At 62.1% G+C, this 15,091-nt stretch carries 15 protein-coding genes and 1 pseudogene; 9 read left to right on the top strand and 7 right to left on the bottom strand.

Going from position 1 to position 15,091, the window contains the following annotated elements; translation table 11 throughout:
• Positions 1–61: 61 nt before the first annotated feature.
• Positions 62–1,243, top strand: a complete 1,182-nt coding sequence (gene purT / locus J3P79_RS05745; RefSeq protein ID WP_434608870.1) for a formate-dependent phosphoribosylglycinamide formyltransferase — start codon at positions 62–64, stop codon at positions 1,241–1,243.
• Between the two features lie 145 nt (positions 1,244–1,388).
• Here the strand turns inward: purT and J3P79_RS05740 are convergent, their stop codons facing one another.
• Positions 1,389–3,803: a glucose/quinate/shikimate family membrane-bound PQQ-dependent dehydrogenase gene (locus tag J3P79_RS05740; RefSeq protein WP_434608868.1), complete on the bottom strand. Its 2,415-nt coding sequence runs from the start codon at positions 3,801–3,803 to the stop codon at positions 1,389–1,391.
• 453 nt (positions 3,804–4,256) lie between these two features.
• On the opposite strand from J3P79_RS05740, the gene J3P79_RS05735 reads away from it, so the two are divergent.
• Positions 4,257–4,487, top strand: a complete 231-nt coding sequence (locus J3P79_RS05735; protein ID WP_434608866.1) for a VF530 family DNA-binding protein — start codon at positions 4,257–4,259, stop codon at positions 4,485–4,487.
• A 30-nt stretch (positions 4,488–4,517) separates the two neighbouring features.
• Positions 4,518–5,126, top strand: a complete 609-nt coding sequence (locus tag J3P79_RS05730; protein WP_434611368.1) for a Pr6Pr family membrane protein — start codon at positions 4,518–4,520, stop codon at positions 5,124–5,126.
• A 7-nt stretch (positions 5,127–5,133) separates the two neighbouring features.
• On the opposite strand, the gene J3P79_RS05725 is transcribed toward J3P79_RS05730, so the two are convergent.
• From J3P79_RS05725 to J3P79_RS05715, 3 genes are read right to left on the bottom strand one after another with little or no spacing between them, the layout of a single operon-like run.
• The gene (locus J3P79_RS05725) at positions 5,134–5,343 is read right to left on the bottom strand and encodes a DUF1289 domain-containing protein (protein WP_434608863.1); all 210 of its coding nucleotides are present in this window, start codon (positions 5,341–5,343) and stop codon (positions 5,134–5,136) included.
• Entirely contained in the window at positions 5,340–5,864 is a 525-nt protein-coding gene (locus J3P79_RS05720; RefSeq protein ID WP_434608861.1) for a gamma carbonic anhydrase family protein, read from the bottom strand. Before J3P79_RS05720 ends, J3P79_RS05725 begins: the two co-directional genes overlap by 4 nt.
• Positions 5,865–5,880: 16 nt before the next feature.
• Positions 5,881–6,480, bottom strand: coding sequence for a CoA pyrophosphatase (locus J3P79_RS05715; RefSeq protein ID WP_434608859.1), 600 nt, complete (start codon positions 6,478–6,480; stop codon positions 5,881–5,883).
• Between the two features lie 145 nt (positions 6,481–6,625).
• Here J3P79_RS05715 and J3P79_RS05710 point away from each other — a divergent pair, with 145 nt between their 5' ends.
• Together J3P79_RS05710 and J3P79_RS05705 are read left to right on the top strand one after the other, a co-directional pair.
• The gene (locus tag J3P79_RS05710; protein WP_434608856.1) at positions 6,626–7,177 is read left to right on the top strand and encodes an NUDIX hydrolase; all 552 of its coding nucleotides are present in this window, start codon (positions 6,626–6,628) and stop codon (positions 7,175–7,177) included.
• 42 nt (positions 7,178–7,219) lie between these two features.
• Positions 7,220–7,726, top strand: a complete 507-nt coding sequence (locus tag J3P79_RS05705) for a L,D-transpeptidase family protein (protein WP_039591469.1) — start codon at positions 7,220–7,222, stop codon at positions 7,724–7,726.
• Between the two features lie 116 nt (positions 7,727–7,842).
• Here the strand turns inward: J3P79_RS05705 and J3P79_RS05700 are convergent.
• The 3 genes and pseudogenes from J3P79_RS05700 to J3P79_RS05690 all read right to left on the bottom strand — a co-directional run.
• Positions 7,843–8,028: pseudogene (locus J3P79_RS05700) on the bottom strand (DUF6124 family protein); the annotation flags it as partial.
• A complete protein-coding gene (locus J3P79_RS05695) occupies positions 8,025–8,477 on the bottom strand; it encodes a hypothetical protein (protein WP_434608854.1) in 453 nt (150 codons plus the stop codon). The gene J3P79_RS05695 and the pseudogene J3P79_RS05700, both read right to left, overlap by 4 nt.
• Positions 8,461–9,099 carry a DUF6036 family nucleotidyltransferase gene (locus J3P79_RS05690; RefSeq protein WP_434608852.1) on the bottom strand — a complete coding sequence of 213 codons (639 nt, stop codon included), beginning with the start codon at positions 9,097–9,099 and terminating at the stop codon, positions 8,461–8,463. The genes J3P79_RS05695 and J3P79_RS05690 overlap by 17 nt, the downstream gene beginning before the upstream one ends.
• 545 nt (positions 9,100–9,644) lie before the next feature.
• Here J3P79_RS05690 and J3P79_RS05685 point away from each other — a divergent pair.
• Genes J3P79_RS05685 through ptsP form a run of 4 tightly spaced genes read left to right on the top strand, consistent with a single transcriptional unit; the run spans position 9,645 to position 15,068 of the window.
• Positions 9,645–10,376, top strand: a complete 732-nt coding sequence (locus J3P79_RS05685; RefSeq protein WP_434608850.1) for a GntR family transcriptional regulator — start codon at positions 9,645–9,647, stop codon at positions 10,374–10,376.
• A gap of 17 nt (positions 10,377–10,393) precedes the next feature.
• On the top strand, positions 10,394–11,500 hold the full coding sequence (gene nagA / locus J3P79_RS05680; protein WP_434608849.1) for an N-acetylglucosamine-6-phosphate deacetylase: 1,107 nt from the start codon (positions 10,394–10,396) through the stop codon (positions 11,498–11,500).
• Positions 11,481–12,503 (top strand): SIS domain-containing protein, encoded by a 1,023-nt coding sequence (locus tag J3P79_RS05675; protein ID WP_434608848.1) that lies wholly within the window; start codon positions 11,481–11,483, stop codon positions 12,501–12,503. Before nagA ends, J3P79_RS05675 begins: the two co-directional genes overlap by 20 nt.
• Before the next feature lie 51 nt (positions 12,504–12,554).
• On the top strand, positions 12,555–15,068 hold the full coding sequence (ptsP, locus tag J3P79_RS05670) for a phosphoenolpyruvate--protein phosphotransferase (RefSeq protein WP_434608846.1): 2,514 nt from the start codon (positions 12,555–12,557) through the stop codon (positions 15,066–15,068).
• Positions 15,069–15,091 lie beyond the last annotated feature (23 nt).

The raw sequence follows: 15,091 nt of genomic DNA, 5'->3' as shown, positions 1-15,091 counted from the left end.
TCCCATGGGAAGCTCGCCCGGCGCGCGCCCCAATGATCCGCTCCTGTTTGAGGACCTTCAGATGACCCGTATCGGAACTCCATTGTCGCCCACCGCGACCCGCGTTTTGTTGTGTGGCAGCGGTGAGCTGGGCAAGGAAGTGGTAATCGAGCTGCAGCGCCTGGGCGTCGAGGTGATTGCTGTGGATCGCTATGCCAATGCGCCGGCCATGCAAGTGGCCCACCGCAGCCACGTGATCAACATGCTCGACGGCGCCGCCCTGCGCGCGGTGATCGAGGCCGAGAAGCCGCACTACATCGTGCCGGAAATCGAAGCCATCGCCACTGCGACCCTGGTGGAACTGGAAGCCGAAGGTTTCACGGTGATCCCTACTGCTCGCGCCGCACAACTGACCATGAACCGCGAAGGTATTCGTCGCCTGGCCGCTGAAGAGCTGGGCCTGCCGACATCGCCGTACTTCTTCGCCGACACCGTGGAAGACTACCGCAAGGCCGTCGAGACCCTGGGTTTCCCGTGCGTGGTCAAGCCGGTGATGAGTTCCTCGGGCAAGGGCCAGAGCCTGCTGCGCAGCGCTGACGATGTGCAGAAAGCCTGGGATTACGCCCAGGAAGGCGGCCGCGCCGGTAAGGGCCGGGTCATCATCGAAGGCTTCATCGATTTCGACTATGAAATCACCCTCCTCACCGTGCGCCATGTCGGCGGTACCACGTTCTGCGCACCGGTCGGCCACCGCCAGGAAAAAGGCGATTACCAGGAATCCTGGCAGCCGCAGGCCATGAGCCCGGCGGCCCTGGCCGAATCGGAACGCGTTGCCAAGGCGGTGACCGAGGCCTTGGGTGGTCGCGGTCTGTTTGGCGTCGAGCTGTTCATCAAGGGCGACCAGGTGTGGTTCAGCGAAGTCTCGCCGCGCCCCCACGATACCGGCCTGGTAACGTTGATCTCCCAGGACCTGTCGCAGTTCGCGCTGCATGCCCGCGCCATTCTTGGCTTGCCGATCCCGTTGATCCGCCAGTTCGGCCCTTCGGCTTCGGCGGTGATCCTGGTGGAAGGCCAGTCGACCCAGACCGCGTTCGCGAACCTCGGCGTGGCCCTGAGCGAGCCGGATACAGCGCTGCGTCTGTTCGGCAAGCCTGAAGTCAACGGCCAGCGTCGCCTGGGCGTGGCCCTGGCCCGCGATGAATCCATCGAAGCCGCCCGCGCCAAGGCGACCCGGGCTTCCCAGGCGGTCAAGATCGAACTGTAAAGCCCAAGGCTGAGCACAAGTCCAAGGCTGAGCAAGCTCCCTCGCCACATAAGCTTGTTGTGTTCACAAAAGCCAGTGTGAAATCGAGGCATGAAAAAGGCGACACCCGTAAAGGTGTCGCCTTTTTCATGGCCGCCGGTTGAGCTTAATCCGGCAGTTTGTAGGCAATCACATAGTCACCCTGCTTGGTGCCCAGGGAACCGTGACCACCGGCCACGACCAGCACGTATTGCTTGCCGTCCTTGCCGGTGTAGGTCATCGGCGTGGTCTGGGCGCCGGCAGGCAGGCGGCCTTCCCACAACTGCTTGCCATTCTTCACGTCGTAGGCGCGCAGGTACTGGTCAAGCGTGCCGCTGAGGAACGCCAGGCCACTGGCGGTGGTGAAGGTGCCACCCAGGCTTGGGACGCCCATGCTCAGCGGGATCGGGACCGGCGAGCTGTCACGCACGGTGCCGTTCTTGTGTTTCCACAACGTCTTGTTATTGGTCAGGTCCACCGCCGCCACATAACCCCAGGCAGGCGCCTGGCATGGCAGGCCCATGGGCGAGAGCAGCGCTTCGAGGATCACGCCATACGGCGCGCCCTTGTTCGGCTGCACGCCTTCGGTTTCGCTCTTGCGACCTGGGCCACCGGCCACTTCCGCCGCCGGCACCAGTTTCGACTTGAACGCCATGTAGCTCGGGTTGACGAAGGCGATCTGGCGTACCGGATCGACCGAAATACCGCCCCAGTCAAACACCCCGAAGTTGCCCGGGTAGACGATCGAGCCTTGCAGCGATGGCGGCGTGAACATGCCGTCATAGCGCAGCGACTTGAAGTCGATCCGGCACAACATCTGGTCGAACGGGGTGACGCCCCACATGTCCCGCTCCTTGAGGACCGGCGGCACGAAGTTCAGGTCGGACATCGGTTGGGTCGGCGAAGTGAAGTCGCCTTCCACCGCGCCTTGCGGCACAGGGATTTCCTTGATCGGCACGATCGGCTGGCCGTTGCTGCGGTCCAGCACGTAGATGCTGCCCTGCTTGGTCGACGCCAGGACGGCCGGCTTCACCCCATCGGCGGTCTTCAGGTCCATCAGGGTCGGCTGACCGCCGACGTCCATGTCCCAAAGATCGTGGTGGGTGAACTGGAAGTACCAGCGCACCTTGCCAGTGGCGATGTCCAGGGCGGTCAGGCCGGCGGCGTATTTTTCCGACTCCGGTGTGCGGAAGCCACCGAACTGGTCGGGGGTCTGGTTGCCCATCGGCAGGTAGAGCATGCCGAGTTTTTCATCGACGCTGAACATGGACCACATGTTCGGCGAGTTGCGGGTGTAGGTCTTGCCTTCGGCAATCGGCGTCGTGTCGTCCGGGTTGCCGCTGTCCCAGTTCCACACCAGCTTGCCGGTGTGCACGTCGTAGGCGCGGATGACACCGCTGGGCTCGTCGGTGGAAACGTTGTCGGTGACGTGGCCGCCGATCACCACCAGGTTCTGGGTGACTGCCGGTGGCGAGGTGGAGTAGTAACCACCCGCGGTGAAGCCGCCGATGTTGGCGGTCAGGTCCACCTGGCCCTTGTCGCCGAAGTCTTCGCACATCTTGCCGGTGTCGGCGTTGAGGGCGATCAGGCGGGTGTCGGCGGTCGGCAGGAAGATCCGCCGCGGGCACACGGTGCTGGCCGGCGTGGTGCTGGCGGTGCCGGTCGGGCTCTGCTCGGCGGACGCGTAGACAGCGTCGTCGTGGTAGGTCACGCCGCGGCAGGTCATGTGCGCCCAGCCCTTGAAGTTTTCCGCTTTTTGCGTGGAAAGCTTCGGATCGAACCGCCAGATTTCCTTGCCCGTTTCAGGCTCCAGGGCGATCACTTGGCTGTGAGGGGTGCACACGTAGAGCATGCCGTTGACCTTCAACGGGGTGTTTTCAGCGGTGGTCTCACCCGGATCGTTCGGCCCTGGCAGGTCGCCGGTGCGATAGGACCAGGCTTCCTTCAGCTTGCTGACGTTCTCTGGGGTGATTTGCGCCAGCGGCGAATAGCGGTCGCCATGGGCGCTGCGGCCGTAGGAGTTCCAGTCCCCGTCCGGCATGGCCGGTGCAGTGTTGGCCATGCCCGGCACGCTGTCGCGGTCCAGTTGGCCCTTGATTTCACCGGGGTTGGTGAATTGGCTGGCCAGTGCAGCGATACCGGCGATCACGACGGCGGCGCCCAGCGCGCGGGTGCCCATGGGCGAAGCATCGCCGGTCAGCAGCGGGCGACGGAACCACGGCAGCAGCATGACGATGCCCAAGGCAAACAGCATTGCCAGGCGCGGCACCAGTTGCCACCAGTCCAGGCCCACTTCCCATAATGCCCAGACCGTACTGGCGAAGAGCACCAGCGCGTACAGGCCCAGCGCTGCACGGCGCGCCAGGACCAGCAGTACACCCGTGATCGCCAAGCCGATACCGGCCAGCAAATAATACAGCGAGCCGCCGAGCGTACTCAGTTTGATTCCACCGGCCAACAAGGCCAGCCCCATCAATAGAAGCAGAATGCCGAGCAAGCTCGGTAGCAGACGGCTTCGACTTAAAGCACCCTCAGCGCTCATAGTGTGTATCTCCGTGACGTTTCAAAGAGTCCCGCGCAAGTAGTCACTTTAGATGACGATCCTGAGGGGGCATGGTTCAGTTGAAAAAAGGCAAATTCGATTGGCGCGGTCCGCTGTGAGAGTGGGCTCGCTCGCGAAAGCGGTTGACCAGCCAACTCACCACTGATTACGCCGCACGCTGAGATAGCGCTGTCTCTGCAGAGTCAGTGCAACGAGCCTGGGAAGCAATTCACCACATGCAACCGCTCTGGCACGCTAGAAGAAGCGTTTCAGCGGGCGGCGCAAGGATAATGTCCTGTTACAAATAGAGAAAGCGCTTTTGTTGACATGGATCATCTCGGATTCGGTAACAGTATGTCAGGTCCACATGGCCGCGATTACGGCGGCACTTCCCCCCGAAGGGCGCCTCGGCTAAGGTGCGCGGCTTTACAGCTCTTCCTGCATAGGCCTGCCATGACCGAACCGAACAATAACCCGCTGCACGGCGTGACGCTGGAGCAGATCCTCAACGCTCTGGTCCAGCACTACGAATGGTCGGGCCTGGCCGAACGCATCGACATCCGTTGCTTCAAGAGCGACCCGAGCATCAAGTCGAGCCTGACCTTCCTGCGCAAGACGCCATGGGCGCGGGAAAAAGTCGAACGCCTGTACGTCAAGCTGATGCGCACCAAGCGGCCCGATTGAACCGTGGGCGTTCGAACCGGTTTCGTGTGGATGCTGGCATTGCTTGGCTGGGCAGGGTTGAGCGTCCAGCTCTACCTGATATTGCTCGGGCGCTGGGAACTGGGCGCAAGCTTGTTGGGTGGCCTGGTCAATTTCTTCAGTTTTTTCACGGTACTGACCAATACTTTGGCCGCCGTGGTGCTGACGTGGGAACTGACCCCGCGCGAATCAGCCGCCCGGCGCTGGTTCCTGCTGCCTGCGGTACGCGGCGGCATCGCGGTGAGCATCGCCCTGGTCGGTCTCGCCTATAACCTGCTGCTACGCCACCTCTGGCAACCGCAAGGCTGGCAATTCATCGCCGATGAATTGCTCCACGACGTCATGCCGGTGCTGTTCATCATCTACTGGGGGCTGTGGGTGCCCAAAGGCACCTTGCGCCTGGGTCACATCGGGCTCTGGATGATTTATCCGCTGGTGTACTTCGCTTACATCCTGCTGCGGGGAGATTTGCTGGCGGCCTACCCCTACCCGTTCATCGACGTGGCGAGCCTGGGTTATCCACAGGTGTTCATCAATGCTGCGGGGGTATTGGCGGGGTTCGTCGGGATTGCGCTGGGGGTGGTGGGGTTGGACCGGTGGTTGGGGCGACGGTCGCGATAAATGAATATCAGCGCCTCGCCGGCAACATCCACACCAGCCCGCTGGCCTTTGCCCGCTCATGACACAACGCCAACACAGCGCGTCTTTCATCGTTGTCCATCCGGCTCCAACGGGTGATTTCCGCCACGGTGCGCTGGCAACCCGTGCAGACGTCGTCATCGTCCAGCGCGCATATGTTCACGCAGGGCGAGGGTACCGGGCGTTCAGTCGTGTTCACTGTTCCTGCTCGACCAGGTCGCGGGCGTAGCGCTGGGCGTTGTGCACATAGTGCGCCGCACTGGCCTCGAGCATTTTCTTCTGGGCCTCGGTCAGCTCCCGCACGACCTTGCCCGGCGAGCCCATCACCAGTGAGCCGTCGGGAATCTCCTTGCCTTCGCCGATCAGCGAATTGGCGCCGATGATGCAGTTCTTGCCGATCTTCGCGCCGTTGAGAATCACCGCGTTTATACCGATCAGGCTGTAGTCTCCGACGGTGCAGCCGTGGAGCATGGCGTTGTGGCCAATGGTCACGCCCGTGCCGATGGTCAGCGGATAACCCATGTCGGTGTGCATTACAGTGCCGTCCTGCACGTTGCTGTCCTTGCCGATCAGGATCAGTTCGTTGTCGCCGCGCAACACGGCGTTGAACCAGACGTTGGCGCCCTCTTCGAGGCGGACCTTGCCCACCAGCGTGGCGTTGGGCGCGACCCAGCTCTGTGGATGGGTTTCGACACGGGCATCGCCCAGGCGGTATTTCATGAAGGGTCCTCGGGCATCAAGTGTTGATGAAAGTCTTGGGCGGTGTGTGCAGCTCGATATCAGCGTCATACAGCAAGTTGACCAACTCCACGATCATGATCGCCGTCAGGCCCCAGATCTTGTACCCCTCGAAGCGGTAGCTGGGCACGTACCAGCTGCGGCCCTGGTAATCGATACGGTGCGTGTGCTCACGCGGATCCTTGCGGAAAAACTCCAGCGGCACGTTGAACACTGCGGCGATTTCGGCGTCGTTGGCCTGGTATTCGACGTAGTCCGGAATCACGCCGACGTACGGCGTGACCTTGATGCCATGCAGCGAGATCAACGGGCTGAGGGGTCCGATCACTTCCACCAGGCCGGGGGGCAGGCCGATTTCTTCCTCGGCTTCGCGCAGGGCGGTGAAAATCAGGTCCGGATCTTCCGGATCGCGACGCCCGCCGGGGAAGGCCACTTCGCCGCCGTGGGTCGAGAGACCGCTGGCGCGCAGGGTCAGTACCAGCTCCGGTTCATCACTGCGAGTGATCGGCACCAGCACCGCCGCTTCCGGGAAACGCCGATCGGTCTCCAGATCGCGCGGTGTATGGTTGCTTACTCGATGCAGTAGCTCGTCCAGCATGAGACTTCTCGATTTATTCGCTGCCTAGCATCATGCACCAATCAAGCAAGCGGCCCAAGCCCCGCACCGCGTCATGTCGCGAAACGACAACTTGCCGCACCGGCCAACGCACGCCAAGATAGGCGCAGCCTTCAGGAATCCCAGCATGAAATTCTGCAGCCAGTGCGGTAACCCGGTGACCCAGCGCATACCCGAGGGCGACTCGCGCCTGCGCTTTGTCTGCGACACCTGCCACACCATCCATTACCAGAACCCCAATATCGTTGCCGGATGTGTACCTACCTGGGGCAGCAAAGTCCTGTTGTGCCGACGTGCCATCGAGCCGCGGCGCGGTTATTGGACATTGCCGGCAGGCTTCATGGAGAACGGCGAGACCGTCGAGCAGGCCGCCGTGCGTGAAACCGCCGAGGAAGCCTGCGCCCGAGTGCGCAACCTGAGCATCTATACGCTGATCGACGTTCCGCACATCAGCCAGGTGCATGTGTTCTTCCGCGCCGACCTGATGGACCTGGACTTCGCCGCCGGGCCCGAGAGCCTGGAAGTGCAGTTGTTCGAAGAAGCGGACATCCCCTGGGACGAGCTGGCTTTCCGCACCGTCGGCCGTACCCTAGAATACTTCTACGCTGACCGGCGGGCCGAGGATTACCCGGTGCGATCCGAGTCGATACCGCCACTGGCTCAGCCTGCCAATACTTAGAAAACCCAATATAGCCGCGACACCTCTAGGGATATCGTTTCAATGCGCTGGTTGCTTGTGCTGTTCTGCTTGTCGTTCACCGCTGTGTCCCAGGCCGCCGCCGTGGGAACCTACAACGGCAAGGTCATCGAAAAAGTGCTGGTGCTCAAGTCCGCCCATCAATTGCAATTGATCAACGACGGAAAGCCGCTCAAGACCTATCGCATCTCCCTGGGCAAGGGCGCCAAGAAAGGTCCCAAGCTGATTGAGGGCGACAAGCGCACCCCCGAAGGTTTTTACTGGATCGACTGGCGCAAGGTCAGCGACAAGTTCTACCTGTCGATGCACATCTCCTACCCCAACATCAGCGACGCCGCCCGCGCCCGCCGTGAAGGCGTGGAACCGGGGGGCATGATCATGATCCACGGCACCCCCGATTCGGAAGACAACCCTGAGCAGTTGTTCCATACCCTGGACTGGACCGATGGCTGCATCGCCATGCGCAATGTGGACATGCGCGAGGTGTGGAACCTGGTGCCGGATGGGACGATGATCGAGATTCGGCCGTAGCACCCTATTTTTTGCGGCGAGGGGCTCCTGTGGATAAGGGTTCCTGTGGCAAGGGAGCTTGCTTCCGCTGGGTTGCTCAGGACGGCGAGCCGACGATGAGGCCGGCAACTATGGCGTCAAGTCCGCAGCTCAACCCGGTCCAACGCCTTGTTCGCCAGCAACTTCCCCAGCTCGATCATCTGCGCCACCCCCAACGCCACATGCCGCCGCGAACCGTCCAAATCAAACAGGAGGTCGCTCAGCACCGCATTGGCCGAGGCCAGGGTTTCGCTGAGGTTGGCTAGCAGGGTTTCGGTGTCTACACAAACGCTGCACGCTGCTCAGCCTCATAATGCCGGGTCTGAAAAGGCAGGAGGGTTTGCACCTTCAAGCCAAGACCTTCATTCAGCCCCCAAGAGAGAGCGAGTTCATCACGGCGTCTGCGAAGCGCAACAGCGGTTTGTGAGGTTATGGCTTGCTTGGGTGTCGAGCGTAAAAATAGCTCGAGGGCTTTGAAGACTTCCAATGCACGACTGTCCGTGACACACGAAAATCGGGTGAGTCGTTCGAGCAGATAGCCTGCGCGACGCAACTCGACCTCATCAGTGTGCTGACTCAGAAAAGCTTGAGCTGCGCTTATCAAGTCCGAGTTGGAATACCAGACAGCCTTGGCCGCGCTCACGAGTGCGACATCATCTGCGTGATCCAACGGGCTTTTGACCAATGTGTCCAGAGCGGCTGAGAGGACGTGGCCGTTAGCAGGCTTCGCCATCTGTATTCTCCAAATAATTTTGCAAAATAGAGGTAAGAACAGAGGTTGGAGGCTCTTTGTTGCCAACATATACATCAATCGCCTGCAATGCCAGTCGACGCAGCTCAGCGGTCAATATGAAGCCGGCTCTCAGGAGCGCCATGATATCGCCAATATCTTGATCCGTTGCTCTGCCCAGTTTTGAAATCGCAATATCGACAGGGGCAGCAATGTGAACGTGCAAAGGAGATTCTACCGAGAACTCTTCAAGAGGGAGGCTTCGAGCCCAATAGTCCTCGTGAATCGGACCGAAGCTAGTGTTGTATTGGAGGTCGTAGTTGAGCTCCATCAACCGGCCGGATTTTTCGTCGACAAATTGCTCAGGCACTTCCGCAAGCAAGGTTCGAAGATAAAAATCTTCTGGAAGGTTTGCCTCATAAATTTCGGCGTCAACGTCCATGGAGACACGATGGTTCGTATAAAGGTGCACTGCGCACCCACCAAAAATGATGATTTTGAGCACCCCAGGCGCTGCGTTCTCAGACGTCAGCTCCGCTTCGACAGACTTGAACATTGAAATCAAAGCCTGTCCTAGGGCGGTGCCTGTATTAAGGCGGGGAGTGATCGTATCCGGCAGTTCCATGTTTGAACCCCAGAGGCTGATGTTGCTCCTTGAAACTTGGATCTGCCGCCTGGTCGTCCCAAAGACTGGTAAGCGATCCCTGCGCTAGGAGATTTGGGCCTCGAAAGCTAGAGCCCTCGCTTCCGAGGCACAACCTTAAAAACATGTCGGAAACTTCGGTGCGTCTGACAGACCACCCATCTGATCAGGGATGTTTCAGACGAAATTCCAGATAGGTTTTTTTGGATTGAATTGGGTACATAACCATTGCTGCGGTAACGGATATCCACACAAAACGCCCCATCACCGCTCACCACCAAAAATAAATATCAAATCTCAAAACCCGCCCTCCATGCATACCACTGACCTCTAAAAACCCCAGCCCAACGCAGCAATTCCATACCCGACCCCCACCACCCTAATACCACTTAAAGAACAACCCTGAAAAGCACCCAGAAAACGCTAGCCAACCCAGGAAAAGCAGCGTTGACATGGTATTCAAGTGGTATTAGTTTCCACCCCGTTAGCCGAGGAAGACTCCTACAATCGCATCGGACGCATCGCCAATGAACGACATCCTGGTCCTACGCCCCGACGACACCCAACCCACCCCGCTCTACCTGCAACTGGCCCGCAACCTCGAAGCCGCTATCCACGCCGGCCAGTGGAAAGCCGAGCAAGCGATGCCCTCCGAGCGCAGCCTGAGCGAGCAACTGGGCATTTCCCGGGTGACCGCCCGCAAGGCATTGGAAGTGCTGTTCGAACAGGGCCTGATCCGCCGCAATCAAGGTTCGGGCACCTTCATCACGCCGCGCCTGGAACAACCGCTCTCTCGCCTCAGCGGCTTCAGCGAGATGCTCCGCCTCAAAGGCTTCGTGCCCGGTTCCCAATGGCTGGAGCGGAACATCACCCCGCCGACCCACGAAGAATTGATCCGCCTGGGCCTGTCGCCCACCGACAAAGTTGCCCGGCTCAAACGGCTGCGCAAGGCCGACGACACGGTCATGGCCATCGAGATGAGCACCCTGCCCGCGTCGATCATTCCCAAGCCACAAGCGGTGGGCGATTCGCTTTATGAATTTCTCGACGGCATCGGCAAACCGGTGGTGCGCGCCCTGCAGCACATCCAGGCGATCAACGCCTCGGACGAGTTCGCCGCCCTGGTGGGCATCGCCCCCGGCACCGCGATGCTGCTGATGACCCGGGTCGGTTATCTGGAAGACAACACGCCCATCGAAGTGACCGACACCTATTGCCGCAACGACTACTACGACTTTGTCGCCGAGCTGCGGCGATAGACGATCAGAGAATCCCCATGTCCGAAGACAACATCCTCACTGCCAACGGTTGGATACGCGGCCGCCTGGTCCATGAACAAGGCAAGGTCGTGTCCATCGAAGGCCAGCCTTGTGATCCGACGAGCAACGACCTGCCCTACCTGCTGCCTGGCTTCATCGACCTCCATGTGCACGGCGGTGGCGGCAAGGACATCATGGAAGGCGCCGCGGCATTCGACACCATTGCCCGCACCCATGTCCGCTTCGGCACCACGGCGTTGCTTGCCACCACCATGACGGCGCCGAGCGAAGAAATCGCTGGCGTGCTCAAGGCCCTCGGTGAGTTCTGCGAAAAGCGGCCTAGCGGCAACGCACGTGTTCTCGGTGTGCACTTGGAAGGCCCCTACATCAATCCCGGCAAACTCGGCGCCCAACCGAATTTCGCCCACACCGCATTGATGGCCGAAGTGGAGGCGTACCTGGCCTTGGCACCGATCCGGGTGATTACCATCGCACCGGAGATCGCCGGGCACGACGCCTTGATTCGTGCCCTCAGCGCCCGGGGCGTGCGCATGCAGATCGGCCATACCTTGGGCAGCTACGAAGAAGGCGTCGCGGCATTGGCGGCCGGGGCCAGCAGTTTCACCCATTTGTACAACGCCATGAGTCCGTTGCATCACCGCGAACCGGGCATCGTCGGCGCGGCGCTGGCCCATGCCCGGTATGCCGAGCTGATCCCCGATCTGCTCCACGTACACCCCGGCGCCATGCGTGTGGCCTTGCGTTCGATCCCATGCCTTTATTGCGTCACCGATTCCACCGCCGCCGCCGGCATGCCCGACGGTGAATACAAGCTGGGCAGCCACACCGTGACCAAATGCCTGGGCGGCGTACGCCTGGCAGATGGCACGCTGGCCGGCAGCACCCTGACGATGGACCAGGCACTGCGCAACCTGGTGAAAATCGGCCTGCCCCTTGAAGACGCCTCCCGACGCCTGTCGCAGTTCCCCGCCGACTACCTCGGCCTGCCCGAACGTGGACGCCTGCTAACAGGCGCCTGGGCCGACTGTGTGCGCCTTGACCGAGCCCTGAACCTGATCGACGTGATGGTCGAAGGAGAAGCCATTGACTTGCAAAATGCTTGAAGAGGCCCTCGCCTCGGCCGAAGCCGTCGAGCAGCAATTACAGCGGCTGGACCCGACGCTGGCGGAAATCGCCGGACGCCTGCGCCGTCAACCGCCGCAGGTGGCGATGACTGTCGCTCGGGGCAGTTCCGACCACGCCGCCAGCTACTTCGCCTACCTCACCATGCAGCAATTGGGCTTGCCGGTGGCGTCGCTGCCGATGTCGGTGGTCACCCTGCAACAGGCGCCGCTGAAGGTCAGCGGCCAGGTGGCGTTCGCCTTCTCCCAATCGGGACAGAGCCCGGACCTGGTCAACAGCCTGCGCCTGTTGCGCAAGCGCGGCGCGTTGAGCGTGGCGATGGTCAACGCAGAGGATTCCCCGCTGGAGGCGGCCTGTGAATTCAACGTGCCGTTGTGCGCCGGCATCGAAAGCAGCGTTGCCGCGACCAAGAGTTTTATTGCCACCCTCAGCGCCAGCGCACGGTTGGTGGCTCACTGGAAAGACGATGCCGAGTTGCTTGAAGCCGGCAGTGCCTTGCCCGGAGGACTGCGCGACGCCGCGAGCCAGGACTGGAGCCCTGCCGTCGAGGCCTTGCGCGAGTGCCAGCGGCTCATGGTGATCGGCCGTGGCGCCGGGTTCGCCATCGCCCAGGAAGCGGCGCTCAAATTCAAGGAGACCTCGGCGATCCAGGCCGAAGCCTTCAGCAGCGCCGAGGTCCGCCACGGGCCGATGGCACTGATCGATGAACATTATCCGTTGCTGGTGTTCGCGCCGCGCGGTGCCGAGCAGGCGGGTGTGTTGAGCTTGGCCGCCGACATGCGCCAGCGCGGCGCCCGGGTATTGCTGGCCGCGCCGGATGACATCGTCGAGCGCGACTTGACGCTGAGCCGCGCCGAGCACCCGGCCTTGGACCCAATCCTGGCGATTCAGAGTTTTTATGGCATGGCCGCCCGGCTGGCGGTAGCCCGAGGCCTGGACCCGGATCAGCCACGGCATTTGAGCAAGGTCACCCGGACCCACTGACCCGATAAGCCTTTGACGCAAGGCCAACGAGATTCCACAGAGAGCGAGCCCATGCCCAACAACAATAAAGAGCTGATCCTCAGCGCCCCGCTCAGCGGTCCGGTGCTCACCCTCACCAACGTCCCGGACGCGGTATTCGCCAGCGGCGCCATGGGCGACGGGATCGCCATCGATCCGCTGAACGACACCCTCTACGCCCCCTGTGACGGCGAGGTGATCCACGTCGCTCGCACCGGCCACGCCGTGACCCTGCGGGCCGACAACGGCGCCGAACTGCTGCTGCACCTGGGGCTGGACACTGTCGAGTTGCAGGGCGACGGTTTTTCCATGCTAGTCAAGGAAGGTGCACGGGTCAGCCACGGACAGGCGCTGCTGCGCTATGACCTCGACAAAGTGGCCCAACGCTGCAAGAGCCTGGTCAGCCTGCTGATCATTACCAATGGCGAACACTTCCAGGCACGGCCGATTACCCTTAAAGGCGTCAAGGTCGGCGACCCCTTGTTGCACATTGTCGCCAAGGCGCCAGGTGAAGAACGCGTCGATGATTTGGATGGCGGCATCGAAGTGTCCGGCCAGATCCGCATCGCCCATCGCGGCGGCCTGCATGCGCGACCGGCCGCCTTGGTTCGCCAGACCGCACAGTGTTTCAAGAGCCGCTCGCACCTGCACTTCGGCGGCCGGTCGGCGTCCTGCGACAGCGTCATGGGCATGATGGGCCTGGCGATCAGCGAACAGGCCGAAGTGCATGTCAGTTGTCGCGGCAGCGATGCCGGAATGGCATTGCAGGCGCTGCTGGCGACCCTGTCCACCGCGTTGGCCGAAGAGGTCCACGCGAAGGCGCCGCAAGTCCAGCCGCCCAGGCATGCCGCTGAAGATGGCGTGTTGCAAGGCGTCTGCGCCGCGCCTGGCCTGGTGAGCGGGCCCCTGGTTCGATTGGACGGTATCCAATTGCCCGAGGATCCCGGCGGCCACGACGTCGAAGAACAACGGCAACGATTGCGCCAGGCCCTGGCGCAAGTCAGCCGCGATATCCAGCAGACGCTGGAAAACGCCCGGGCCCGGCGTCACGTTGATGAGCAAGCGATCTTCAGCGCCCACTTGGCGTTGCTGGAAGATCCGGTCCTGCTGGACGCCGCGTACCAGTCAATCGATCAAGGATGCGCGGCGACCCACGCCTGGAGCCGCTCCATTGACCTGCAGTGCCAAATGCTGCGGCAATTGCACAGCGCGTTGCTGGCCGAGCGCGCCAACGATTTGCATGACCTGCGCCAGCGGGTCCTGCGGGCGCTGGTGGGTGAGGCCTGGCAGTACGACGTGCCGGCGGGCGCCATCGTCGTCTCCCAGGAACTGACCCCGTCGGACCTGTTGCAACTCAGCGCCCAAGGCGTCGCAGGGGTGTGCATGGCCGCGGGCGGCGCGACATCCCACGTGGCGATCCTGGCTCGTGGCAAAGGCCTGCCCTGCCTGGTGGCGTTGGGCGAGGCAGTGCTTGAACAGGCGCCGGGCCAATCGGTGGTGCTGGACGCTGACGCTGGCCGCCTCGAACTCATGCCAACCGCCGAGCGCCTGGCGCACGTGCAACAAGCACAGACCCGACGCGCAGCCCTGCGCGCCGAGCAACGGACCCTTGCCCATACGCCTGCGCGAACCGTCGATGGGGTGGAGGTTGAAGTCGCCGCCAACGTCGCTTCCAGCGTCGAGGCAAGCGAGTCCTTGGCCAACGGCGCCGATGGCATCGGCTTGCTGCGCACCGAATTTCTCTTCGTCGACCGCCACACCGCCCCGGACGAAGAGGAACAACGCCAGGCCTATCAGGCGGTGCTCGATGCCATGGGCGACAAGCCGGTGATCATCCGCACCATCGACGTCGGCGGTGACAAACAATTGGACTACCTGCCGCTGCCGGCCGAAGCCAACCCGGTGCTCGGCCTGCGGGGCATTCGCCTGTCCCAGGCGCGGCCGGAGCTGCTGGATCAACAACTAAGCGCGCTGCTGCAAACCCGTCCTTTGCAGCGCTGCCGGATTTTGTTGCCGATGGTCACCGAGGTCGACGAGCTGCTGCACATTCGCCAGCGCCTCGATGCCCTGGGCGCTGAAATGGGCCTGGACCAACGTCCGCAGCTTGGAGTGATGATCGAAGTGCCAGCCGCCGCCCTGCTCGCCGAGCAACTGGCCGAGCACGCGGACTTCCTGTCCATCGGCACCAATGACCTGTCCCAATACACCCTAGCCATGGACCGCGACCACGCCGGCCTCGCCGCCCGGGTCGATGCCCTGCACCCGGCGCTGTTGCGGCTGATCGCCCAGACCTGCGCCGGTGCCGCAAAGCATGGGCGTTGGGTCGGCGTGTGCGGGGCCCTGGCTTCTGATCCACTGGCGACGCCGGTGCTGATCGGGCTGGGTGTGAGGGAACTGTCGGTCAGCCCGCCGCAGGTCGGCGAAATCAAGGATCGCGTACGCCGCCTCGATGCCGCCCAGTGCCGCCGCGTCAGTGCCGATCTGCTCAACCTCGCCAGCGCCGCCGCCGTGCGCCAGGCCTGTCATCAACACTGGCCCTTGGGCTGAGCCACGTCGAAGAACAATAAAGG

This window comes from Pseudomonas sp. R1-7, assembly GCF_051132105.1.
Lineage (GTDB): Bacteria > Pseudomonadota > Gammaproteobacteria > Pseudomonadales > Pseudomonadaceae > Aquipseudomonas.
The sequence above is the reverse complement of the archived record's forward strand: the minus strand, read 5'-3'. Positions and strand labels throughout refer to the sequence as shown.